The organism is Corynebacterium minutissimum, assembly GCF_016889765.1.
Classification (GTDB): domain Bacteria; phylum Actinomycetota; class Actinomycetes; order Mycobacteriales; family Mycobacteriaceae; genus Corynebacterium; species Corynebacterium minutissimum_B.
Genome location: NZ_CP069533.1, coordinates 443,350 through 465,834 on the forward strand (window position 1 = coordinate 443,350; position 22,485 = coordinate 465,834).

Annotated in this window: 18 protein-coding genes; 9 read left to right on the forward strand and 9 right to left on the reverse strand. The window is 60.8% G+C overall.

The genetic code is table 11. From position 1 onward, the window contains the following. Window positions 1-52: 52 nt before the first annotated feature. Together I6J26_RS02060 and dnaE are read right to left on the reverse strand one after the other, a co-directional pair. Window positions 53-1,249, reverse strand: coding sequence for a cobalamin-independent methionine synthase II family protein (locus tag I6J26_RS02060; RefSeq protein WP_115022835.1), 1,197 nt, complete (start codon window positions 1,247-1,249; stop codon window positions 53-55). An 87-nt stretch (window positions 1,250-1,336) separates the two neighbouring features. Beyond that, window positions 1,337-4,912, reverse strand: coding sequence for a DNA polymerase III subunit alpha (gene dnaE, locus I6J26_RS02065; RefSeq protein ID WP_115022837.1), 3,576 nt, complete (start codon window positions 4,910-4,912; stop codon window positions 1,337-1,339). 64 nt (window positions 4,913-4,976) lie between these two features. Here dnaE and rarD point away from each other — a divergent pair, with 64 nt between their 5' ends. Continuing rightward, window positions 4,977-5,882, forward strand: coding sequence for an EamA family transporter RarD (rarD, locus tag I6J26_RS02070; protein WP_115022839.1), 906 nt, complete (start codon window positions 4,977-4,979; stop codon window positions 5,880-5,882). A 15-nt stretch (window positions 5,883-5,897) separates the two neighbouring features. Here the strand turns inward: rarD and I6J26_RS02075 are convergent, their stop codons facing one another. Genes I6J26_RS02075 through lspA form a run of 4 tightly spaced genes read right to left on the reverse strand, consistent with a single transcriptional unit; the run spans window position 5,898 to window position 8,201 of the window. After that, entirely contained in the window at window positions 5,898-6,182 is a 285-nt protein-coding gene (locus I6J26_RS02075) for a permease (protein WP_239107469.1), read from the reverse strand. 21 nt (window positions 6,183-6,203) lie between these two features. Further along, entirely contained in the window at window positions 6,204-6,785 is a 582-nt protein-coding gene (locus I6J26_RS02080; RefSeq protein ID WP_115022849.1) for a hypothetical protein, read from the reverse strand. Then, a complete protein-coding gene (locus tag I6J26_RS02085; protein WP_070669901.1) occupies window positions 6,782-7,705 on the reverse strand; it encodes an RluA family pseudouridine synthase in 924 nt (307 codons plus the stop codon). The genes I6J26_RS02080 and I6J26_RS02085 overlap by 4 nt, the downstream gene beginning before the upstream one ends. Further along, complete coding sequence (lspA, locus tag I6J26_RS02090) at window positions 7,698-8,201, reverse strand: signal peptidase II (protein ID WP_039676057.1); 504 nt, start codon at window positions 8,199-8,201, stop codon at window positions 7,698-7,700. The genes I6J26_RS02085 and lspA overlap by 8 nt, the downstream gene beginning before the upstream one ends. Before the next feature lie 32 nt (window positions 8,202-8,233). Between lspA and I6J26_RS02095 the strand changes: the two genes are divergently transcribed. After that, window positions 8,234-9,181: a DUF6263 family protein gene (locus tag I6J26_RS02095; RefSeq protein ID WP_115022851.1), complete on the forward strand. Its 948-nt coding sequence runs from the start codon at window positions 8,234-8,236 to the stop codon at window positions 9,179-9,181. Between the two features lie 96 nt (window positions 9,182-9,277). Here I6J26_RS02095 and I6J26_RS02100 read toward each other — a convergent pair whose 3' ends face one another. After that, window positions 9,278-9,904, reverse strand: coding sequence for a DUF4878 domain-containing protein (locus I6J26_RS02100; RefSeq protein WP_115022853.1), 627 nt, complete (start codon window positions 9,902-9,904; stop codon window positions 9,278-9,280). 106 nt (window positions 9,905-10,010) lie between these two features. Between I6J26_RS02100 and I6J26_RS02105 the strand changes: the two genes are divergently transcribed. Further along, window positions 10,011-10,931 (forward strand): asparaginase, encoded by a 921-nt coding sequence (locus tag I6J26_RS02105; protein ID WP_115022856.1) that lies wholly within the window; start codon window positions 10,011-10,013, stop codon window positions 10,929-10,931. Here the strand turns inward: I6J26_RS02105 and I6J26_RS02110 are convergent. Next, entirely contained in the window at window positions 10,928-12,385 is a 1,458-nt protein-coding gene (locus I6J26_RS02110) for a DNA polymerase IV (RefSeq protein WP_115022858.1), read from the reverse strand. The two genes, I6J26_RS02105 and I6J26_RS02110, sit on opposite strands and share 4 nt — an antisense overlap. Window positions 12,386-12,496: 111 nt before the next feature. On the opposite strand from I6J26_RS02110, the gene I6J26_RS02115 reads away from it, so the two are divergent. The 6 genes from I6J26_RS02115 (at window position 12,497) to I6J26_RS02140 (ending at window position 18,974) form a co-directional block, all read left to right on the forward strand. Further along, the gene (locus I6J26_RS02115) at window positions 12,497-13,489 is read left to right on the forward strand and encodes an ABC transporter ATP-binding protein (protein WP_115022860.1); all 993 of its coding nucleotides are present in this window, start codon (window positions 12,497-12,499) and stop codon (window positions 13,487-13,489) included. A gap of 32 nt (window positions 13,490-13,521) precedes the next feature. Then, window positions 13,522-14,598: an ABC transporter substrate-binding protein gene (locus tag I6J26_RS02120; protein WP_039676066.1), complete on the forward strand. Its 1,077-nt coding sequence runs from the start codon at window positions 13,522-13,524 to the stop codon at window positions 14,596-14,598. A gap of 34 nt (window positions 14,599-14,632) precedes the next feature. Next, entirely contained in the window at window positions 14,633-16,294 is a 1,662-nt protein-coding gene (locus tag I6J26_RS02125) for an ABC transporter permease (RefSeq protein WP_115022862.1), read from the forward strand. Continuing rightward, window positions 16,287-16,892 (forward strand): metallophosphoesterase family protein, encoded by a 606-nt coding sequence (locus I6J26_RS02130; RefSeq protein ID WP_115022864.1) that lies wholly within the window; start codon window positions 16,287-16,289, stop codon window positions 16,890-16,892. The genes I6J26_RS02125 and I6J26_RS02130 overlap by 8 nt, the downstream gene beginning before the upstream one ends. A gap of 127 nt (window positions 16,893-17,019) precedes the next feature. Beyond that, window positions 17,020-17,661: a GntR family transcriptional regulator gene (locus I6J26_RS02135; protein ID WP_115022866.1), complete on the forward strand. Its 642-nt coding sequence runs from the start codon at window positions 17,020-17,022 to the stop codon at window positions 17,659-17,661. A gap of 128 nt (window positions 17,662-17,789) precedes the next feature. After that, window positions 17,790-18,974: an MFS transporter gene (locus I6J26_RS02140; protein ID WP_181815462.1), complete on the forward strand. Its 1,185-nt coding sequence runs from the start codon at window positions 17,790-17,792 to the stop codon at window positions 18,972-18,974. Between the two features lie 99 nt (window positions 18,975-19,073). Here the strand turns inward: I6J26_RS02140 and ileS are convergent, their stop codons facing one another. Then, window positions 19,074-22,271: an isoleucine--tRNA ligase gene (gene ileS / locus I6J26_RS02145; protein ID WP_115022870.1), complete on the reverse strand. Its 3,198-nt coding sequence runs from the start codon at window positions 22,269-22,271 to the stop codon at window positions 19,074-19,076. Window positions 22,272-22,485: the final 214 nt, after the last annotated feature.

Sequence of the window (22,485 nt, forward strand, 5' to 3'; positions counted from 1 at the left end):
TCTCCGCAGCGCCTCCTTCGTTTTGGCCCGTCAGGACCGATGAGACGAGAACTTAAAACAGTTCCTTCGTCGCAATCTCTGCTCCCTCAACGAGGGACTGGAGCTTGGCCCACGCAATCTGGTGGTGCAGGCGGCCGCCCAGGCCACAGTCGGTCGAGGCAATAACGTTTTCCGGGCCCACGAGCTCAGCAAACTGGATGATGCGGTCAGCGACCACACGCGGGTGCTCCACAGCATTCGTGGAATGCGACACCACACCTGGGTAGATGACAGTTCCCTCCGGCAGCGTGTGATTCTTCCACACGCGCCACTCGTGAGCATGGCGCGGCGAAGCACCTTCGAAGGAGAATCCACCGACCTTGGCCTGCAGAATCTCCTCGATGATGTCCTCGAACGGAATGTCCGTGACGTGCGGACCATGCCAAGAACCCCAGCAAATGTGCAGGCGGGTCTGCTCACGCGGGATGTCCTTAATGGACTCGTTGAGTATCTCAATACGTTCGTGCAGGAATGCCTGGAAGTCCTCGACCGTCGGCTCCGGCACCACGGAGTCCCATGCCTCCGCCAAGTCCGGCGCATCGAACTGCACGGTCAGATCCGCATCAGTGATGGCCTTGTACTCGACCTTGAGCGCCTCACCACAGGCGCGAACGAGCTCAGACTCGTCATCGTAGTACTTGTTGGGAAGACGTGCCGCAGCACCCGGGGACAGGGCGGCGACGAAGCCCTCGGTGCCTTCGGGGAGGGCGTCGGCAAGCAACTTGACGTCAGCCTCCACCTGCTCCTGGCCGATGTAGGTCACCGGACCAGTGAACTCCGGGTTGGCTACCTTCTTGCGGCCGGTAAAGATGCCCGAATCCGGGTCATTGTAGGCCTCGGAAAACAGCGCACGGTCGCGGCGATCCTTCATCGAGGAAAGGCGAATCTTACCCGGCTCGGAACGAACCTTGTCACCGATTTCCCAGCGGTCCTTATCCGTCATGGTCAAACCACCCAGGCGGGTAAAGGAGTAGTTCCACCACGCACCGTAGTCCACGGCGTCGGAGGTGACGTGACCGTATTCGCCCTCGTTGATGATGTCGATGCCGAGGTCAATCTGGCGCTTGACGACGTCCACTACGGAGCGCTCCAGAATGTCGTGGAACTTCGCATCGGAGATGGTGCCGGCAGAGCGCTCGAGGTTAGCCTCCAGCAGCTCCTTCGTGCGAGGCAACGAGCCAACGTGGGTGGTACGAATCTTGTTCACCATGAGAAACTGACCTTCCCTTCTTCTAGACTATGCTGTCTAGAGTAACCCAGGAGCCTGGTTCCCATGGGATCTCGATTCAACTTAGATTCACCCGAGGATGCCAGCCCCCATCGTGGCCTTGAGGTCACCCATCAGGTTGCTCGAGCGCTCCACACGCAGGTGCTCACCGAGGACCATCATGGTGGACTCTTCACCGTCGACAAGCGTGAGGTACACGTCCGACTCGCCCTTGTTGTTAACGAGCACCTGCTTGAGCTTGGCAATGTTATCCATCGTGCACTGGTCTGTGCGCATAGTCAGGCGCAGGGGCAGGCCGGCACCATTGCCAGGGCCTAAGTCAGGCACCTTGATATCGGAACAGAAGAGGGACATGCGCTCATCACGAATCTTCACCTGAACCTTGGCCAGGATGATGTTGTCTTCCGCAATTTGCGGAGCCACCAGCGAGTACACCTGGTTGAACACAAGGATGTCTACCTGGGCGCCGTTATGATCCTCGATGCTGACGATGGCCCACGGGGAACCATCGCGCTTGGAAAAACGCCTGTCCACGCCTGAGATGATGCCGCCAATCACCAGCTCCTGTCCGTTGCCGACTTCACCGTTAAGAATCTTGGTAATCGGCGTATCGGTCTGTGCATCGAGTGCTTCCTCGAAACCGTCGAGCGGGTGGCCGGAGACGTAAAGGCCCAGCATCTCACGCTCCAGTGCCAACTCGTGCTTACGATCCCAATTCTCATCGGGGACGTCAATAGCAAAGGCAGATCCAGAATCGCCTTCCTCGTCACCGCCACCGAAGCCGGCGAAAAGGTCGAACTGACCTTTATCAGCTGCCTTCTTCGTGGTCTGAACGGAGTCCACTGCGTCCTCGTGAATGAGCATAAGGCCCTTGCGTGGGTGCTCCAGGGAGTCGAAAGCGCCGGCCTTGATGAGGGACTCCGTCACGCGCTTGGAGCAGGCTGCTAGCTCAATCTTGTCCAAATAGTCAGAGAAGGACGTATAAGCGCCTTTCTCCCGACGGGTCTTCACGATGGAATCGACCACTTCCCCACCGACGTTGCGGATAGCGCCCATACCGAAGCGAATATCGTCCCCCACAGCCTGGAAGGTTTCCTGGGACTCGTTAACGTCCGGGGAGAGCACGCGGATGCCAAGGTGGCGGCAATCGGCAAGGTAGATAGCGGATTTATCCTTCTTGTCACCTACCGAGGTCAAAAGCGCTGCCATGTACTCCGGCGCATAGTAGGCCTTGAGGTAGGCCGTCCAGAAGGACACCAAGCCGTAGCCTGCGGCGTGGGACTTGTTAAACGCGTAGGAGGCAAAGGGCTCAATCGTGCCCCACAGCGCGTCCATGGCTTCCTTGGAGTAGCCGTTGTCCTTCATGCCGCCCCAGAACTTGTCGTACTGCTGTGCCAGGACTTCCGGCTTCTTCTTACCCATAGCCTTGCGGAAGCCATCTGCCTCGCCGGCGGTGTAGTTCGCCACCTTCTGCGAGATACGCATGATCTGCTCCTGATACACGATGAGGCCGTAGGTCTCATCGAGGATTTCCTTGAGCGGCTCTTCCAGCTCCGGGTGAATTGGAGTAATTTCCTTACGCCCATTCTTGCGGTCCGCGTAGTCCCAGTGAGCGTTCACGCCCATCGGGCCCGGGCGGTAGAGCGCCAGCGACGCGACAATATCCTTGAAACCTGTCGGTTTCATACGTTTGAGCAGCTCCTGCATGCCGCCAGAGTCGAGCTGGAACACGCCCAGGGTATCGCCGCGTGACAGCAGGTCATAGACCTTGGATACCTTCGGATCATCGGCGTGAAGGTCCTCCAGGCCAATCTCTTCGCCGCGGTTTTTCTTGATGTTCTCTAGGCAGTCACCAATCACGGTGAGGTTGCGCAGGCCCAGAAAGTCCATCTTCAGCAGGCCAATGGCCTCACAGGCTGGGTAGTCCCAACCGGTGATGTAGGCGCCGTCGGCGGGGCGCTTCCACATTGGAATGTGGTCCATAAGCCGCACCGAGGCCATAATCACCGCGCAGGCGTGCACGCCGGCCTGCCTGACGACGCCTTCAAGACCACGCGCGGTCTCATAAATCTTCTTGACGTCCGGGTCAGTCTCAATCATCTGACGGACCTCGGTGGCCTCCGAGTAGCGCTCGTGCTCCGGATCAGTAATACCGGCCAGCGGAATATCCTTGGCCATGATGGCCGGCGGCAATGCGCCGTTGATGCGGTCGGCCATCTGGAAGCCGGGCTGACCAAAGTGCACCTTGGCGGAGTCCTTAATGGCCTGCTTGGTCTTCACAGTGCCGAAGGTAATCACCTGGGCAACCTTGTCCTCGCCCCAGCGCTCAGCAGCGTAGGTAATCATTTCGCCGCGGCGGCGATCATCGAAGTCGATATCGATATCCGGTGCGGAGGGGCGCTCCGGGTTAAGAAATCGCTCGAAGAGGAGGCCGTGCTCGATGGGGTCAATGTTGGTAATCGTCAGCGCATACGCCACGAGCGCACCTGCAGCCGAACCACGCCCCGGACCGACGCGAATACCGATGGAGCGCGCGTGCTTGATGAGCTCGGCCACGATGAGGAAGTAGGAGGGGTAGCCCTTCATGTCGATGACGCTGATTTCGTACTCAGCGCGGTCGATGTATTCCTGCGGCACGTCCCCACCGTTGAAGCGATCCTTAAGGCCCTCCATGACCTCGTGGGTCAGCCAGGAGGTGGGGGTGTGGCCCTCGGGGACGTCCGCAATCGGCATGCGGTCGTGGGTATGCTCTTCCCAAATCGCGCCATAATCCTGGACGCGCTCCGCAATCCACAGCGTATTATCGCAGGCTTCAGGGACCATGTGGTCCCACAGTTCACGCATCTGTTGGGCGGACTTGATGTAGTAGCCGGTGCCATCGAATTTGAAACGGTCCGGGTCCATGAAGGTCTTGCCCGTCTGCACGCACAGCATGGCCTCATGCGCTGGGGCTTGAGACTCCAGCACGTAGTGGCAGTCATTGGTCACCAGCGGCGGCAGGTCCAGCTTGCGGCCAATCTCCAACAGGCCATCACGCGTGCGCTTCTCGATATCCAGCCCGTGGTCCATGAGCTCGAGGAAGAAGTTGTCCTTGCCATAGATGTCCTGCCACATCGCAGCGGCTTCGAGGGCCTCGTTGAACTGGCCTAGACGCAGGCGGGTTTGGACGTCGCCGGAGGGGCAGCCGGTGGTCGCGATAATGCCCTCAGCATGCTCAGCGATGAGTTCCGCATCCATACGCGGCCACTTGCCCAGCTGACCTTCGTAAGAGGCAAGCGAGGAGAGCTTGAACAGGTTGCGCAGACCAGTTTCATTTTCCGCCAGCATGGTCTGGTGCAGGTAGGCACCGGAGGCAGAAACATCATCACGCTTTTGATCTGGTGTTCCCCACAGCACGCGCTTCTTATTGAAACGCGACTCCGGCGCGAGGTAGGCCTCAATACCAATGATGGGTTTGACGCCTGCGCTCGTCATCCTCTGGTAAAAGGCATTGGAGCCGTACATGTTGCCGTGGTCCGTCATGCCGACGGCGGGCATGCCTTGGCGGACCACCTCATCCGCCAACATATCCACCTTTGCCATGCCGTCCAGCATGGAAAACTCGGTGTGGTTGTGTAGGTGGACGAAGGATGAGTTTTTGGCCATGCGGTCATCTTAGCGGGGCCGTCAAACTTCCCGGATTACTCAACGTCCTGTACATTTTTCTGTGATGTTCTACACTATTGCCGCCTATCTCATGTGGGGCTTCTTCCCGGCGTTCTTCCCGCTGCTGCGCCCCGCCAGCCCATTTGAAATCCTTGCGCACCGCATTGTGTGGACTGCGGTGCTCGTCACCTTCATGCTGGTGATTACTGGCGGCTGGCGCGAGCTGAAAGAGATGAGCCTGCGCACGTGGGGCTGGATGCTGGGCTGCGGTATCACCATCACTATCAACTGGGGTACGTACGTCATCGCGGTCAACAGCAACCACGTGGCCGATGCCGCGCTGGGATATTTCATCAACCCGCTCGTCTCCGTGGCCTTAGGCATCATCTTCCTCAAGGAAACGCTGACGAAGGCACAGGTGGCATCGGTCAGCATTGCCTTCGTGGCGGTGCTGTGGCTGACATTCATGACCGGCCAGGCACCGTATTATTCGCTGGCCCTGGCTTTCAGTTTCGCACTCTACGGGCTGCTAAAGAAACAGATTTCGGTCTCTTCCATGGGCTCCGTGGCCGCGGAAACCATCGTCATGCTGCCCTTCGCACTCATGTACCTGGGATACCTGCAGGTCCAGGGCGAATCCACCTTTGCCAGCGAGGGCCCCGGCCACATGGCGCTGCTCGTCACCTCCGGACTAGTGACTGCTCTGCCGCTGCTCTGTTTTGCACAGGGCGCTAAGCACCTGCGCCTATCCACCATCGGCATGCTGCAGTACATGACGCCGATTATGCAGATGCTGTGGGCAGTCTTCGTCACCCAGGAAGATATGCCAACCGAGCGCTGGATCGGCTTCATCATCATTTGGGTAGCGGTCATCATTTACCTGGCGGATTTGGTGAGGATGGGCCACGCTTCCCGACGCCGCGCCCGCCTCCACTCCCCGACCCCCAGCACCGACGAGACTGCCGCCTAGAAGGCCCTAGGGCGACTACTTCTGCTTCTTCACCCGGCGCAGCTCGTCACGGGCTTCCTTGGCTCGGGCCCGCTTGGCGGCTTCCTCTGCACCGTTGAGCGCCCACCGCGGCATGAGCACTGCCATGGCGATGCAGTAGAGGGCCACAACAATCATGATGCCCAGCGTCAGCCCATCACTACCCAAGAGTGCTAGCGCGATGGCGGCGAGGACTGTGATGATGGCTCCTGCCCATACAAGAATGTAGGCGAAGCGGTAGTTGGCAGGCCACGTGGAGGTCTTGGGGAATAGTCGCATCATCGCTCCTTACTGCTGGTCACTTTAACGGGTATTGGAGGGCGGGCGCACTCCGAAGGAACCCCAGGCGGCGTCGGCAGGCGCGGCTTCCACAGTCTTTACGCGAGGGTCAGTGGCGAGAGCGCGCAGGTCAGTGCCGCTGGAATAGACCACCGCGGCATCGACCTGCGTTGGTGTCTCGCTGCCATCACCGGCGGCCTGAGCCACGCGCTGAAGAACGGTAGTAATGACGTCCGCGCGGTCCTTGCCTGCTGTAGGTTCCGGGACTGCTACGGGGGCGGCCAATCCAATGATGATGGCATCCATACGCTGCACGGAACGTAGCACCTCAGCGGTGTCCTCCGGTGACAGCGCTGTGTGGAATCCCACGAGCGCATACGTCGGTTCATCGGCTTGGGCCAGCGAGGCTTCGGCGCGCTCGCGGTACTCGGCGGCGGTCTCGGAGCCGTCCGGGCCCAGCTGGTCGCCTTGGAGAGCGGTGCTGGGCTGCGTACCAAACATGCCAAAGGAAAGAACCACGAGCAGCGCTGTCACCGACAGCAGCACGTAGGCTGCCATACGGCGGCGGCGATAAATACGCTGGCGGGTGGATCGCTTCACCGTCATCCGCGCAAGACCTCTACTGCGTGCTCGAGATCCTCCGGGTACGGCGCGGTGCACTCAAACCATTTGCCCGTGCCCGGGTGCGTAAAGCCCAGGGACACCGCATGAAGCCACTGCCGGATAAGGCCGACGCGCTTAGCCAGGTTCGGGTCGCAGCCATACATCGGATCACCCACGCACGGATGTCCGGTGGCGGACATGTGGACGCGGATCTGGTGTGTGCGGCCAGTCTCCAGATGAACTTCCAACAGGCTGGCCTCGCGGAAGGCCTCCAGCAGCTTGTAGTGAGTAACCGCGGGCTTGCCGTCCTCCACTACGGCGAACTTCCAGCCCGCCGACGGATGGCGCCCAATCGGTGCATCAATCGTGCCGACGATAGGATCAGGCAGCCCCTGGACCACCGCGTGATAGGTCTTGTCCACAGTCCGCTCGCGGAAGGCAGTCTTCAGCTGGGAGTAGGCGCGCTCGCTGGCGGCAACCACCATGACCCCGGAGGTGCCTACGTCGAGGCGGTGCACGATGCCCTTGCGTTCGGTAGGTCCGGCGTCGGCAAGCGCATAGCCCGCCGCGCGAAGCCCACCAATCACGGTCGGCCCCTCCCACCCCAACGTTGGGTGCGCGGCCACGCCTACGGGTTTGAACACGCAGATGATGTCCTCATCCTCGTAGAGGACATCCATGCCCTCTACCAGCTCCTCCTTGGGCACCAGCGGTTCTTCCGGCGCGGGCATCATGACGTCAATCCAACCGCCGGCACTAAGCCGCTCGGACTTGCCCACTGCCACGCCGTCGATCTCCACGTCACCCGCCGCGCACAGCTCCGCCACCTTGGCTCGGGAAACACCCAATAGCTTGGCCAAAGCAGCATCGGCACGCATACCCTCGAGGCCCTCAGGTACCGGCAACCTACGACTTTCACGCATCGGACTCTTGTGCCTCCTTCCGCTCTGCCATGAACATCGCGATGATAAACACCACCACGCCACACGTGATTGAGGCATCCGCGATGTTGAAGACGGCGAAGCTGCCGACGGAAATGTAATCCACCACGTGGCCAAACCAGAATCCCGGCTCGCGCACCAGGCGGTCAATCAGATTACCCAGCGCCCCGCCCGCAATCATGGCCAAGCCTACCGCCTGCCACTTGTCATGAATCCTCGGTGCAGCAATGGCAACACCGACGACGAAGGCCAGCTGGATGGTAGTAAACAGCCACGTCGAGCCCTCCCCTCCCATGGAGAAGGCCGCGCCGGGGTTGAAAAGGAGGTAGAAGCGGAACCAGTTACCAATCACCGGCAGCGCTTCGCCTTCGGTAAGGATCGACAGCATCAGTTGCTTCACTGCTTGGTCCACGGCAGCTACTCCCAGCACCACCGCGGCCATTGTTCCGATATATCTCCTTGCCTTCACCCGTTCCATTCTAAACAGCCCCATCCGGTATTTTGGAATGCGTGTTTCGTGTGAGAGTCGTTTCAGTTCTGTCCGCTGCAGCCTTGGCCTTGACCGGCGCTCTTGCTGGCTGTTCCTATTCCCAGCCGGCCAAGCCGGTGGAGGAACCCGTGGGCTTGCCCCTCGACGCCCCACGCGTCACCGTCCTCTCCCCAGGCGACGGCGCCGGCCGCGTGCTGGCCTATCAGGACCTTGATTCCGAGCAGTCCCTGACCTATACCGTCGCCACTGGCTTCGACCAGGAGCTACGCAAAGATGGCAGCGAAGGCACTGCGCCCGAAGCTACCGATAGAATCACCCTCCCGTTGCAGGCCTCCGTGGAGGCGGCTACCGAAAACGTCGAGGGCCAGTTGCCGGCTACGCGCAATGCCTTCGTCACCGTAGGCAAGCCCGAAGCAGAAGGTGCGGATGTGGAGTCTGCTGAAGGTTTCCAGTTTGGTTGGCGCGGCACCGATACCGGCCAAATGAACTCACTGCGCCTCGCCGCGCCGCAAGCAGCCACCGATGAGGCGCGCAGTGCCGTGGAGCGCGCGATTACCAGCCTGACGTCCCTGCCCATTGTCTTCCCTGAAGAAGCGATCGGCCCCGGCGCGGAGTGGACGGTGGAGTCCCGCGTCACCGGTGAATCTACGCTGTTGCAAACCACCACGTACACCTTGGACAAGCTCGACGGCGATGTGGCGACGCTCAACGTTTCCGTGGAGCAGCGCCCGTCCCTGGGCGCGCTGTCCTTCGACGGCGCCGACGCCCCTGAAGAGCTACGGAACAAGGAACTCAAGGTCCTCGATACCACGACCCAGTCCGAGGGCACCGTCACCGTAGACCTGAGCAAGCCACTGCCGACGGCTGGCGACGTCTCCATCACCACCGTCATCTCCTATGGCGCAGAAGGCTCGGACCTGCGTGTCCTGCAGACCAGCGCCACCGAGATGGGTTTTCACACCGACTAAACTCTCCACACCCATAAGAAAGCGCCCGTCAGCCCCGGTTTCGTACCGAGGACTGACTGGGCGCTTGTGCTTTCTCGCAGCTGCTGCGCGAGGAACTTACTGTGCTGGAGCCTCACCTTCGGCGGGGGCGTCAGCTGCGTCGGCGGGAGCCCCGCCCTCGGCTGGCATCTCGCCGTCGGCGGCGTCGGCAGGCGCGTCTACTGCGGAATCGGCACACATCTCCGGAACCTCTTCCGGCGGCACAATATTGGTCACGAGGACACAGGCCCACGTCTGAGACAACTTCCACGTACCGCCCTCCTTGATGAACTCCACTTGATCAGCAGTCTGCTGCTGGCCATCTGGGGTGTTGATGTGGACGGTCGCCAGCGCGGAGTCCGGCACCAGGCCCGGGATGACCGGGGCAACGACCTCAAAGGTGGCGCCGGATTCGGCCTGGGACTGGGACATGACGTCGAAAAGCTCCGGCGCCGTTTCACTGCCCTGGACCAGCTGAACCTTCTCCTCCTGCGGTACGTTCGGGTCAGACGCCTTCGTCAGGATCTCGTTGAGCTCCTCCACGGACGGCATCTCGGTGGAGACTACCTGGGAGGCAGAGGTCTCGCCGGTGGGCTTCGCGGCGCTGCTCGAGTTCGCCGCGTCCTCGTCCGAGGACGAGCAGGCAGCCAGGGTGGCACTAGCACCCAGGGCCAGGATGGCGGCGCTCAGCTTGATGGATTTCACAGATACTCCTCACGTAGGGGGTCGTGGTTAATCCCTTTCACTCTAGCGCTCACGAACACCACCCTGTGTTTCCCGCGCAGGGTTGCGTCTGAAGTACCCTGGTGGAATGACTTTCGCGCTCATCGCCACCGGCGGCACCATTGCCTGCACCACTGCCCAGGATGGCTCCCTCGTTCCTACTGTTAGTGGCCAACAACTGGCTGAATCCCTGGGGGACGATATCGAGGTCGTGGAATTCCGCGCGCTGGATTCGAGCTCTATTACGCTGGCTGACCTCGATGAGCTTCTGCTCTGCGTGCGCACACAGCTTGCTCGCCCGGAAATTAAGGGCGTGCTCATTACTCACGGCACGGATTCGATGGAGGAAACCGCGCTGGCTTTGTCCCTGTTTGACCTTGGCGCGGGACCTATCGTTCTCACGGGCGCACAGCGTGCCTTCGACCACCCGGCTGGCGATGGCCCGCGCAATCTGCGTGATGCATACGACCTTGTACGCTCTGGCAAGCCGGGTGTGTGGGTGCAATTTGGGGGCATAACCATCCCCGGCCGCGGTGCGCGCAAGTGGCATACCTCGCACCTCAACGGCTTTGAGGAGCTGCCGGTGGGAGACTCCGCACTGCCAGCCTTGCCCCTAACAGCGATGGCCGAGTACCCAGTCGAGATCATCGCCGCCTACCCGGGTGCCGGATCCATGCTTGTCGACGCCTCCCTAGGCCACACCAAAGGCCTCGTCATCGAAGCCATGGGCTCGGGCAATATGGGCGAAGAGATGGGTGCCGGGGTGGCCCGCGCGCTGCAGGCAGGAGTGCCGGTGGTGATCAGCACTCGCACTCCCTATGGGGTAACCAAGCTGGCCTATGGCGGCGCGGGTGGAGGCGCCACCTTAGGCGAGATGGGCGCGGTGGCTTCCGGCGGATTCCGTGCCGGCCAGGCGCGTATTATGCTCGCCGCAGCATTGGCTACCGGCACTCCGGTGGGTGACATGTTCAGCTCAGTGCCGAAGGCCACGACGTATACCGCAGGCTAGCTTTCCTCTCTCGGTGGCGCTTCCTCCGCATCATCGGACTCTGCGTCTGCCTCCATCGGGATGTCCTCCCACGCCAGCGAATCCAGCGGATCGGCTGGTCTCAGTTCTTCATCCTCAGAAGCAAAGGAGCGGACAAATCCCGGCCCCGTCGCTCGCGTTTCAAACCGCACACTGACCACACCGTGCCCCGTGCCTTGAATCCAGCCGTGGCCAAACTCCGGGTGGTAGACGTCCTGAGTAGCGTGCCAGCGACGCGTCGAGTCCGTCTCCGCGTCCCTGAGCGATCCCACCTCTGCGCCGGTCTCTGTCTCCGTTTCGGATTCGCCAGGCAGATGGTCACTGACGCCGGTCTCGTAATCCGTATCCGGAGCTGGGCGCACGACTTCGCGGTCAAGTTCCGGGAAAAGGACATCTTGGCGGGCTGCTTCCAATCCCGAATAGCTCACTCCAACCAACCGGATGGGCCCTAATTCGTCGGGATAGCGCGCCAAACTCAACGCTCGCGCCTTGAGGATCTCTAGGTCATCGGTGGCATAGGGCAAGGTGGCTGAACGTGACTCGATGTGGAAATCTGCCATCCGTAACTTTACCGTCACAGTGCGCGCACCACGTCCATCCTTAAGCAAGCGGCGGTGCGCACCTTCTGCTGCCCGCGTCAACGCGGCGTCCACCTCCGGCACCGTGCGCAAGTCCGTGGGGTAAGTAAACTCCGTGGAAATCTGCTTCGCAATCGCACGGGGAGCTACGGGCCTCTCATCGCTGCCTTGCGCCAACTGCCACAGCTGCACGCCCACCACGCCGCCGAGGGAAATCTCCACTTCTTTGCGGCTCATGGCCGCGAGCTGCCCAATGGTCTCTACCCCAATGGCCCCAAGCTTCTGCTGCGTCACCGGACCCGCGCCCCACAGCTTGCCCACGGGCAACGGGTGGATAAGTTCACCGAACCGTTCCTGCGGCACCACGAAGGTGCCATCTGGTTTCGCTTCGCCCGAGGCGATCTTCGCCGCCTGTTTTCCCGCCCCCGCACCGATAGAGCTGGGTAGGCCTGTTTCCTCGCGGATAACACGGCGTAGGTTCTCGGCCCACTCGTGGACGTCGTCCGGCGCGGCCCCAGCCAGCGCAGCCGGTTCCATGAACGCTTCATCAATGGAAAGCTGCTCAATGAGCCCCGCATGGTCAGCGATGATGCCAAAGACTCGGCGTGAGGCCGCCGAATACACTGCTCGCCGCGGCGTCACCACCACGGCCTGGTAGCCCACCAGCTGCTGGGCGCGGAACATGGGCATAGCGGAATGCGCACCATATTCACGGGCTTCGTAAGAAGCTCCAGCCACCACGCCGCGCCCACCCGCGCCGCCCACCAGCACTGGGCGTCCTCTCAGCGTGGGCCGGGTCAGCTGCTCCACGGAGGCATAAAAAGCATCCATGTCGATGTGAAGGACCCAGCGTTGCATGAGCTCCAGTCTAAGCTCTAGCCGCAGGAAACCCACTATTCACCTGCGCTTACCGCTTTCGTAACTGCCCCGACTCCCCTCGGTTACTTTCTCGGCCTAATCTACTTCGCTGTGACTTCTCAGCTCTCGCCCCAACACCCTGCCTCCCAAGCCCACGTGGTCATCAACGGCATTAAGCGCGAGTTCGCGGACAACACCGGCCTCCATGCCACTGACCTCGTCATTAACTCCGGCGAGTTCATCTCTATCCTCGGCCCCTCCGGTTGTGGCAAGTCCACCCTTCTGCGCTGCATCGCAGGCCTCGAAACTCCTGATGCCGGCACCATCACCTTCTCCGGCAAAGAAATGTTCGGCCCTCGCACCAACGTTCCGGTGAATAAGCGCAACTTGTCCATGGTCTTCCAGGATCTGGCGCTGTGGCCACACATGACTGTGGAGAAGAACATCGAATTTCCTCTCACGACCGCGGGGAACAAGCTATCGTCTGCGGAACGCGCCGAACGAGTGCGCACATGCATGGACATGGTCGGTATTACCCCGAAGGCTCAGGCTCGCCCCAATCAGCTCTCCGGCGGCCAGCAGCAGCGCGTAGCCATCGCCCGCGCGCTTGTGTCCAACCCGCAGCTACTTCTCATGGATGAGCCACTCTCTGCGCTCGACGCTGCCCTGCGTGTTCAGATTCGTGCCGAGCTCACCGCGCTTGCTCACGATTTGGGCCTCACGGTCATCTACGTTACCCACGATCAGTCCGAGGCGCTGTCCATGTCGGACCGAGTCGTCGTCATGAAAGACGGTGTCATCGAACAGTTCGCCGATCCTGTTACCCTCTACGATTCCCCCGCCACTCCCTTCGTCGGCGGCTTCGTGGGCACCATGAACCGCCGCGCCGGGCTTCCCGACGTCCGTCCGGAAAACCTCACCGTCCTTGGCGCGGAGGAAGACATCGGGTCTTTCCCGCACCACGTGGACGGGGTCGTCCGCACTGCTCAGTACATCGGCGGGCGCTACGAGTTGCACTGCGATGTCGAGGGCGCTGACGAACCCTGGGTGGCTTACAGCCGCTCCCGAGTCGAACGTGGTTCGACGGTACGTCTCGCGTACTAAACTCATCTGTTTTCTACTGTTAAGGATTCTCCATGCTGTATAAGAAGCTTTCTCTCGCTGTGGCTGCCACCGCTGCTTCCGCCCTGGCTCTGGCCGGTTGCGGTTCTGTTGATTCAGCCGACTCCACCGACGCCTCCTCCGCTGACAACACCGGCGCTGAGTCCACCGCTGAGGCCTGGGAGGCCCCGGAAGGACTGTCCGGCGAGCTGGACTACTACTCTGCGAACCCGCAGGGCCTTACCGACGCCCTCGTCGAAGCCTTCGAAGAAAAGACCGATGTCAAGGTCAACGTCTTCGCCGACACCACCGGAAAGATTACTGCCAAGCTCAAGGCAGAAGAGGCTAACCCGCAGGCTGACGTGGTCTACCTGGCTTCCTGGTCTGCAGCTTCCAAGCAGGACAAGGCCGGCGCTCTGGAAGAGTACACCCCGGAAGGCGCTGACAAGATCACCTCGAGCTGGGTGTCCAAGAACGGCACCTTCACCGGTCGCGATGGATCCGCATTGGCGCTGGTTACCAACACCAACGTGGTGGACTCCGCCCCTCAGGACTGGGAGGATCTCGCCGACGAAAAGTACAAGGATCAGGTCATCATGCCGGATCCGCGCGAGTCTGGCACGGCCGCTGACCTCATTGCCGCCATGGTGGACCAGTGGGGCGAGGACAAGACGTGGGAGCTCTTTGACAAGCTCTTCGACAACGGCATGATTGTTCAGGGCGCTAACGGTCCAGCCTTGGATCAGGTCACCTCCGGCTCCCGCGGCATCGTCATGGGCGGCGTGGACTACTCGGCGTACTCCGCTAAAGCCAAGGGCGAGCCGCTTGAGGTTGTTATCCCGTCCTCCGGCACTACCGTCACCCCGCGCCCAGTCATGATCCTCAAGACCACCGATAACAAGGACGCCGCCGAGGCTTTTGTTGACTTCATGTTCTCCGATGAGGCACAGGAGATTTCTGCGTCCAAGAACATGATCCCAGCCAACACCGACATCGCCCCGAAGAACGGACCGAAGCTGGAGGAGATTGACACTCTTAACGAAGATCTCGATGGCATCGCCTCTTCCTCGAAGGACGTCAAGGAAAAGTTCGCCGAGCGCTACCTGAAGTAGTCCCTACTTTCTCACCACGGAGTAACCCCACCTCATGAGCACTACTACCCGCAGCCCACAGCGCACTCTTGGTATCTATGCAGTACTCATCGTGCTGCTCGTGCTTGTCGCCGCGCCGTTGGTATCGGTGCTCATCAGCGCCGTGGTGGGTTACCGCGATGAGCCTTCCTCCCTCCACAAGATTGTGGAGCCGGGCATGGGAGAGGTGCTGCTCAATACGGTCGTCCTCTCCTTCCTCGTGGTGGTCTTTTCTACTCTGTTCACTGCCCCGCTAGCTTTCCTGCGCGCGTGGACGTCTTTTTCTAAGGCGAACTGGATAGAAATCGCCATCATGATTCCTTTCATGACCCCGCCTTTTGCCGCAGCAATGGCGTGGATGGATTTCACCCGCCGTGGTGGAGTCTCCGAATTGCTCTTCGGGCATACCGTCGGCAAGCTCGCGCATGACGCCATTTACTCGGTTCCTGGCATGGCTTTCATCATGGCGTGCGAGCTCTTTCCCTTCCTCTACCTCATCCTGCGCAACTGCTTGACCTCAATTCCCGCATCCTCTCTGGAAATGGCTCAAGTCGCCGGAGCCAGCCGGTGGCAACAGATTAGTCGCATCATCCTGCCCACCGTCGTGGGCCCCTATTCACTGGGCGCACTGATCATTTTCATCAAGGCTGCCGGCGAGTTTGGCACCCCGGTTACCTTGGGAAATGCGATCGGTTTTACAGTCCTCGTCTCCTCCATCTACCAAGACGTCACCATCGATCCGTTGAGTTTCTCCGATGCAGCAGCCTCCTCATCTGTGCTGTTTGCACTTGGCGTGGGTGCATGGGCCTTCCAGCAATGGGTCTCGCGGCGCGACCTTACCGGTGGTGGACGCGTATCCCGCCAGGTCTCGCTCCGCATTGGCGCTGCGGGCAAGGTGCTCGGCGGCTTAGTCACCTTCCTCATCATCGCCTGCTCGGTGCTCATCCCGTATATTTCCATCACCCTGGCAGCAATGACCATTCTGCGCTCCGCGCCCCCAACGCCTCAGAACCTCACCTTCGACTATTTCGCCATCGTCCTACAGATGCCTTCTGCCCAGGAAGCTTTGCTGCGTTCCATTGCCCTTGGCGCAGTAGGCGCCTCGACGGCGGTCATCCTCGGCATTGCGGTCACCTTGCTCACCCAGCGGACCAAGCAGGTCAGCGCCCGTGTCACGGACTTCCTTGCTGTGGCACCCGATACTGTTCCCGGCATTGTGCTTGCCATCGGCTTCATCCTCCTGTGGAACGCACCGTGGCTGCCATGGACACCTTATGGCTCCATGAGCATCCTCGTCATGGCTTTTACCGTCCTCTTCCTGCCCATGGCGGTACAAAACATCAAAACCTCCGCTGGCGCAGTTTCCCCTTCGGTCTACGAGGCAGCCGCCGTATCCGGTGCCTCTGCGCCCCATACGTTGCGCAGCATCACCTTGCCGCTGCTTGCCCCGGGTATCTTTGCCGGTTGGCTGCTGGCGTTCTTTGTGGGCTTCCGCGAGCTCGTCATGTCCTCCCTAATCCGTCCGAGCCAGCTCAATCTCCTCGCGCCCTGGATTATGAACCAATTTGACCAGGGACATCGCGCAGAAGCCATGGCCATGACGCTCATCGGTGTAGGCACCTCCACCGTCGTGCTAGTACTTATCACCTGGTGGCAGGGACGGCGGGCGCGTGGCTAGCATTCTCATTTTCGCGGATCTTCACCTTGGCAGGCCCGGCGCGCCGGGCATAGAGTGGGCACTCGACGTGCTGGAGACCACGGACGCGGATGCCTGCATCTGTCTCGGTGACATCATTGATCGCACGGCCGACACAGAAACATACGTCCCCCAGGCCCAGCAAATCATGGCCCGCGCCGGCAAGCTTTTCGACGACGCCCATTTCATCTCCGGAAATCACGACGTCCACCACAAACTCAGCTTCCCTTCGTTTGTGACCGTTCACTCTACCGACGTTCATGCCTTTCACTGCGCGGGCGCAACTGTTGTTACCGCCGCGGTGGCCGCAGACCCTGATCCCCGCATACTCACCTTTCCTGCCCGCCAAGGCGACGGGCCGCACCTAGGCTTGCTGCATTCGTCAGTGACCGGTGAGTTCTCCAAAGGCGTCTGCTTGCCTACGACGCCCAATCAACTACAGGCGTGTGGCTTCGACGCATGGATTCTCGGCCATGTCCACACTCCGCACGTGCTTCAGGATGATCCTTTTATCGGTTGGGTTGGCATGGGCGAGGCAGTGCTTTACGACGTCACCACTGCCTCCCTCACTCGTCTTTAACACGTCTCCCACCTAGCCACATTCGATATTCGGAGAACTAGCTCTCACTTGCCCTCCGCGTGATCGATGTCTCACGAATTGGCGTTTGCGCTAGATCTTGAATGCCGCATGCATGCATCATGTATGCATGCAGAAAGACAAGGTGCCCGCCGCGGAACGGGCCTACGAACACCTCAAACGCCGCATCATCGATGACGAGGTTGGTGACTCGGAGATGCTCTCCGAAGCCGCCCTCGCCTCAGAGCTGGGGATGAGCCGTACCCCGGTGCGTGAAGCTTTCCTCCGCCTCGAGGTGGAAGGCTTTTTGAAGCTCTACCCCAAGCGTGGCGCGCTCGTGGTACCGATTAGTCCCCGCGAGATTCGTGAAGTGTACGAGGCACGCATGCTCGTCGACGAGCACTCTGCCCGTCATATCTGCTCTTTACCAGCCGAGGAGCGCGGCCTCATCACCGATGTCCTCGACGCCACCATTGCGGAACAACATGCCGCGCTCGACAAGGACGACTTACGCGCCTATGCCCGGCTCGACGCGAAATTCCACCAGACCATCATGGACAACGGTGGCAACCGTCTGCTGGCCAATCTGGGACACACCTTGCGCGAGCGCCAGCAACGTTTCACCGCCACGGCCGTGGGGCGCAGCGTTGAGCGTGCCCGTGCCTTCGTTGCCCAGCACGCCTTGCTTGCCGACGCCCTCCGCGCCGGCCACCTCGACACCTACCTCACCGAACTCGAATCTCACCTCAACTCTTCAAGGAAGCAACTGTGACTGTCTCCGCACATTCGCACCCGGAGGTCGACGCGGCTGTCGACGACTCCGAACTATCAACTGACTCCGCTGTGCCCCCAGCCCAGGGCGCGCTCTCGTCACGCGCGTGGTTCCCCGTTGCTGGCTCCATGGTCGCTGTGGCGTGGGGAGGCAATGAATTCACGCCCCTTCTCGTGATGTACCGCGAGACCTCCCACTTCTCTCAAGTGACCGTCAACGGCCTCCTCGCGGCATATGTTGTCGGCATTATTCCGGCGTTGCTCATCGGCGGGCCGCTCTCTGACCTTATTGGCCGCCGCCCGATGCTGCTTCCGGCCGCTCCGCTCTCTCTTGCTGGTTCTTTCCTTCTTTCTATCGCTCCCGAGGAACCTCTCATCATTGCCTTGGGCCGCGTTCTGTGCGGCATGGCGTTGGGCCTGGTCATGGCTGTGGGTTCAACGTGGATTACTGAGCTCATTACCCGTGCCGGTGGTGACCCGGCCTCCGGCGCACGCAAGGCATCACTGTGCTTGACCGCAGGTTTCCTCGTGGGCGCGGGCATCGCTTCTGTCTTGGCGCAGTGGGGTCCGTGGCCGACGCACACCGCATATATCCTCCATATGCTACTCACCGTTGTCACTGCTATCTGGATTCTTCACACACCGGAAACCCGCCAGCCCAGCCATGGCACCGTGAAGATGACCATCCTGGATCTCACCGTCCGCGAGATGCTCCAGATGCTCCACGTTCCGACGGCCGCTCACAAGCGTTTCGTGCGCGTCGTCATGCCTGTGGCTCCCTGGGTCTTCGGCTGCGCCGGTGCCGCTTATGCGCTGCTACCGCAATTGTTGTCCGACTCCGCCGGCAATGCCCCCATCGCATTCTCCGGTCTCATGACCGTCATCACCCTCGGCTGCGGCGTGGGCGTGCAAATGCTCGGCCGTATCGTGGATACCCACAAGTCTGCTCGTGCTTCCGCCATCGCCATGGCCGTTATCACCGTTGGAGCAATCTTCGCAGCGTTCGCCGCCCATACCTTGTCTTTGCCTCTGGGCATCACCGCAGCAGCCACGATGGGGGCTGGCTACGGTCTCGCACTCGTCGCGGGTCTCTCTGAAGTTCAGCGCATCGCGGGAGAACGGGAGCTTGCTGGCTTGACCGCCGTCTACTACTCCATCTCCTACACCGGCTTCTTCATCCCTATGGCCTTTAGTGCCTTGGCGCCGTACTTTGGGTTTACCAACCTCTTCATCATCGGTAGCGTCCTCGCTCTGCTGTGCCTCGTCAACGTCGTCATGGCGTGGCGCGCACACCTGCCAGGTGCTCGCCGTTAGCTCTGCGATTACCAGAAAAGCTCCACTCTCCCTACTGGGAGGTGGAGCTTTTCTCCTCGATATTTAGCGCATGGTCAGCTGCGCCCTGCTGTCCAAGCTCTAGGCCTTGGCCACGGTCGCGGTGACACCCTTGAGGACGTCATGCACCGTCTGGCCGCTATCGTTAGACAGAGTCTCCGTCGTCACGGTGAAGTCGACAGCGAGTACCTCCGCCGCGATGTGATCGCGGTGGCGGTTGGCCCACTCTTCCTTTTCTGCGGGAACGCAGAGGACCACCGTGATGCGGTCAGTCACCACGAAGTCCTCGGCCTTGCGAGCATCCTGGAGGCCGCGGATGACATCAGCAGCCCAGCCTTCGGCCTCGAGCTCTTCGGTGACCTCGGTATCCAGCACCACTAGGCCATCCACGCCGTCCACGCGCGCCGTAGACTCCGGGTTAGCCGCCTGCAGGCGCTCGGTGTACTCCTCTGGGCTCAGACGAATATCGCCGTCAACGACGACCTCGTCACCCTCGCGCTCGTAGTTACCAGCCTTGAGGTTTTTGATGGCACGCTGGACATCCTTACCCAAGCGCGGGCCCGCAACCTTGGCGTTGCACACCACGTCGAAGGTACCGACTTCGTCGACATCATCGGTAAGAACGACGTCTTTGACGTTGACCTCATCGCGGATGATGTCCTTGAAGTCCGCCAGGCGTGCCGAATCCGGCATCGCCACGGTCAGCTTCGGCAACGGCAAACGGTTGCGCAGCTTGTTGGACTTGCGCACCGACGACGCCGCCGAGGCCACCGCACGGGTAGCATCCATCGCTGCCACGAGGTCATGATCAGCCGGGTAATCCTCAGCCTTCGGGTAGGACGCCAAGTGCACGGAACGCTCACCGGTCAGGCCACGGTAGATGACCTCAGCAACGTGCGGCAGCAGCGGAGCCACCACGCGAGAGACGGTCTCCAGCACCGTGTAGAGGGTATTGAACGCCTCAACGTGAGTCTCCTCGCCTTCCCAGAAACGGTCACGAGAGCGGCGAACATACCAGTTAGTCAGCGCGTCCGCGAAGAGGCGAACCTCCTCAGTGGCCGAAGCGATGTCGGTATTCGCCAGCGCGTCATTCGTGTTCTTCACCAAGTCATGAGTCTTGGCCAAGATGTAGCGGTCCAGCACGTTGGTGGAGCTGACATCGAACTGCGCCTCCTGAGAAGCGTAGAGCTGTAGGAAGGTGTAGGCATTCCAGATCGGCAGGATGGCCTGGCGCACGCCCTCACGGATGCCTTGCTCGGTGACAATGAGGTTGCCACCGCGCAGGATCGGCGAGGACATGAGGAACCAGCGCATCGCATCCGAACCATCGCGGTCAAAGACCTCGTTGACGTTCGGGTAGTTGCCCTTGGACTTGGACATCTTCAGGCCGTCATTGCCTAAAACGATGCCGTGGGCCACAACCTTCTTGTAGGCCGGGCGGTCAAAGAGCGCGGTGGACAGCGCATGCATGACGTAGAACCAGCCGCGGGTCTGACCGGAGTACTCCACGATGAAGTCTGACGGCGAGTGGGTCTCAAACCACTCCTTGTTCTCAAACGGGTAGTGCTTCTGGGCAAACGGCATGGAACCAGACTCGAACCAGCAGTCCAACACGTCCGGCACGCGGCGCATCGTGGACTTGCCCGTCGGATCGTCCGGGTTCGGGCGAGTCAGCTCATCGATGTGTGGGCGGTGCAGACTGGTCGGGCGCACGCCGAAGTCACGCTCCAGCTCATCCAGGGAACCGTAGACATCCACGCGCGGGTACTCCGGATCATCGGAGATCCACGCCGGGATCGGAGCACCCCAGTAGCGGGTACGGGAGATGTTCCAATCACGAGCGCCTTCCAGCCACTTGCCGAACTGGCCATCGCGGATATGCTCCGGCAGCCACTCAATCTCGTTGTGGTTGAGCTCCACCATGCGGTCACGGAACTCGGTCACCTTGACAAACCATGCCGGCAGCGCCATGTAGATGAGCGGCTCGCCGGAGCGCCAGGAGTGCGGGTAGGAGTGCTCGATGGTCACGTGGCGTACCACACGGCCAGCGGCCTTGAGGTCCTTGATGATGGCCTTGTTAGCGTCGAAGACCAGCTGGCCCTCATACGGCGGTACCTGCGAGGTGAACTTTCCATCTTCATCCACCGGGATGACCAGGCCTACGCCGTACTTCTGGCAGGTGAGCATATCGTCCTCACCGAAGGCCGGAGCCTGGTGGACAACACCGGTGCCATCCTCGGTGGTGACGTAATCCGCGAGCAGTAACTGATACGCGTTCTCGACATCCGGGAAGAAATCGAAGATGGGCTGGTACTTAAAGCCCTCCAACTGCGCGCCCTTGAACGTCTTGAGGACCTCCGCCTCACCCAGCTCCTTCGCCAAAGTACCGGTGAGCGCTTCGGCCATGATGAAGGTGCGGCCAGCAAAGTCGCCCTCGGTGGCCTTAAACAGCACGTAGTCGACCTCCGGGTGGACCGCCAAAGCCAGGTTGGATGGCAGGGTCCAGGGGGTGGTGGTCCAGGCGAGGAAGGAGGCGTCGGCAAGCTCGGCGTGATCTGCCAACGTCTTCTCCGCAGCGCTTCCCTCGACCGCACCAGCCACTGGGAAAGTCACCGTCAGGGTCGGGTCCTGGCGCATCTTATAAGAATCATCCAGGCGTGTTTCCTGGTTGGACAGCGAGGTGTGCTCAGCCCAGGAATACGGCAGAACCCTAAAGCCCTGGTAGATCAGGCCCTTGTCATAGAGCTCCTTAAACGCCCACATGACAGACTCCATGTACTCCAAGTCCATGGTTTTGTAGCCGTTTTCAAAGTCCACCCAGCGAGCCTGGCGGTTAACATACTCTTCCCACTCATCGGTGTACTCCAGAACGGACTTGGCGCAGTATTCGTTGAACTTCTCTAGGCCCATGTCCTCGATCTGGGCCTTATCGGTGATTCCGAGCTGCTTTTCTGCCTCCAGCTCCGCCGGCAGGCCGTGGGTATCCCAGCCGAAGACGCGCGGGACGTGGTTGCCGGCCATGGTGCGGTAGCGCGGGACGATGTCTTTGACGTAACCGGTCAACAGGTGGCCATAGTGCGGCAGGCCATTGGCAAAGGGCGGGCCATCATAAAAGACGTACTCGGGGCAACCCTCTGTCTGCTCGAGGCTGGCTTTAAAAGTATCGTCGGCCGTCCAGTACTTCTGGACTTCCTGCTCCATGTCGGGGAAGCGGGAGGACCCAGCTGTCATATCGACTTTGGGATAAACGCTGCCGACGTTCGTAGGGTTGTTGCTCATCTGAAAATTCCTTCACTCGTTCGCTGTGACGGGGACGCGCCTTGCGGCTCGCGGTACCACCCCGCTTGGACGCCGAGGCGTCCCGCTTCGTTGTGTGAAGGAGATGACGGTCCCTACCCGCCCGGTTCTAATAATGCGGCGCTCGCGCGCCTCACGTTCTTCCGGAATGCTCCCCGGTGATAGCCGGCTCACTGCATGTAGCTCCAGAGTATAA

Bases quoted from the DNA above. Each gene is read 5' to 3' on its own strand.
- I6J26_RS02060 (WP_115022835.1), bottom strand. From the start codon at position 1,249: ATGGTGAACAAGATTCGTACCACCCACGTTGGCTCGTTGCCTCGCACG.
- dnaE (WP_115022837.1), bottom strand. From the start codon at position 4,912: ATGGCCAAAAACTCATCCTTCGTCCACCTACACAACCACACCGAGTTT.
- rarD (WP_115022839.1), top strand. From the start codon at position 4,977: ATGTTCTACACTATTGCCGCCTATCTCATGTGGGGCTTCTTCCCGGCG.
- I6J26_RS02075 (WP_239107469.1), bottom strand. From the start codon at position 6,182: ATGATGCGACTATTCCCCAAGACCTCCACGTGGCCTGCCAACTACCGC.
- I6J26_RS02080 (WP_115022849.1), bottom strand. From the start codon at position 6,785: ATGACGGTGAAGCGATCCACCCGCCAGCGTATTTATCGCCGCCGCCGT.
- I6J26_RS02085 (WP_070669901.1), bottom strand. From the start codon at position 7,705: ATGCGTGAAAGTCGTAGGTTGCCGGTACCTGAGGGCCTCGAGGGTATG.
- lspA (WP_039676057.1), bottom strand. From the start codon at position 8,201: ATGGAACGGGTGAAGGCAAGGAGATATATCGGAACAATGGCCGCGGTG.
- I6J26_RS02105 (WP_115022856.1), top strand. From the start codon at position 10,011: ATGACTTTCGCGCTCATCGCCACCGGCGGCACCATTGCCTGCACCACT.
- I6J26_RS02110 (WP_115022858.1), bottom strand. From the start codon at position 12,385: ATGCAACGCTGGGTCCTTCACATCGACATGGATGCTTTTTATGCCTCC.
- I6J26_RS02120 (WP_039676066.1), top strand. From the start codon at position 13,522: ATGCTGTATAAGAAGCTTTCTCTCGCTGTGGCTGCCACCGCTGCTTCC.
- I6J26_RS02125 (WP_115022862.1), top strand. From the start codon at position 14,633: ATGAGCACTACTACCCGCAGCCCACAGCGCACTCTTGGTATCTATGCA.
- I6J26_RS02135 (WP_115022866.1), top strand. From the start codon at position 17,020: ATGCAGAAAGACAAGGTGCCCGCCGCGGAACGGGCCTACGAACACCTC.
- I6J26_RS02140 (WP_181815462.1), top strand. From the start codon at position 17,790: ATGGTCGCTGTGGCGTGGGGAGGCAATGAATTCACGCCCCTTCTCGTG.
- ileS (WP_115022870.1), bottom strand. From the start codon at position 22,271: ATGAGCAACAACCCTACGAACGTCGGCAGCGTTTATCCCAAAGTCGAT.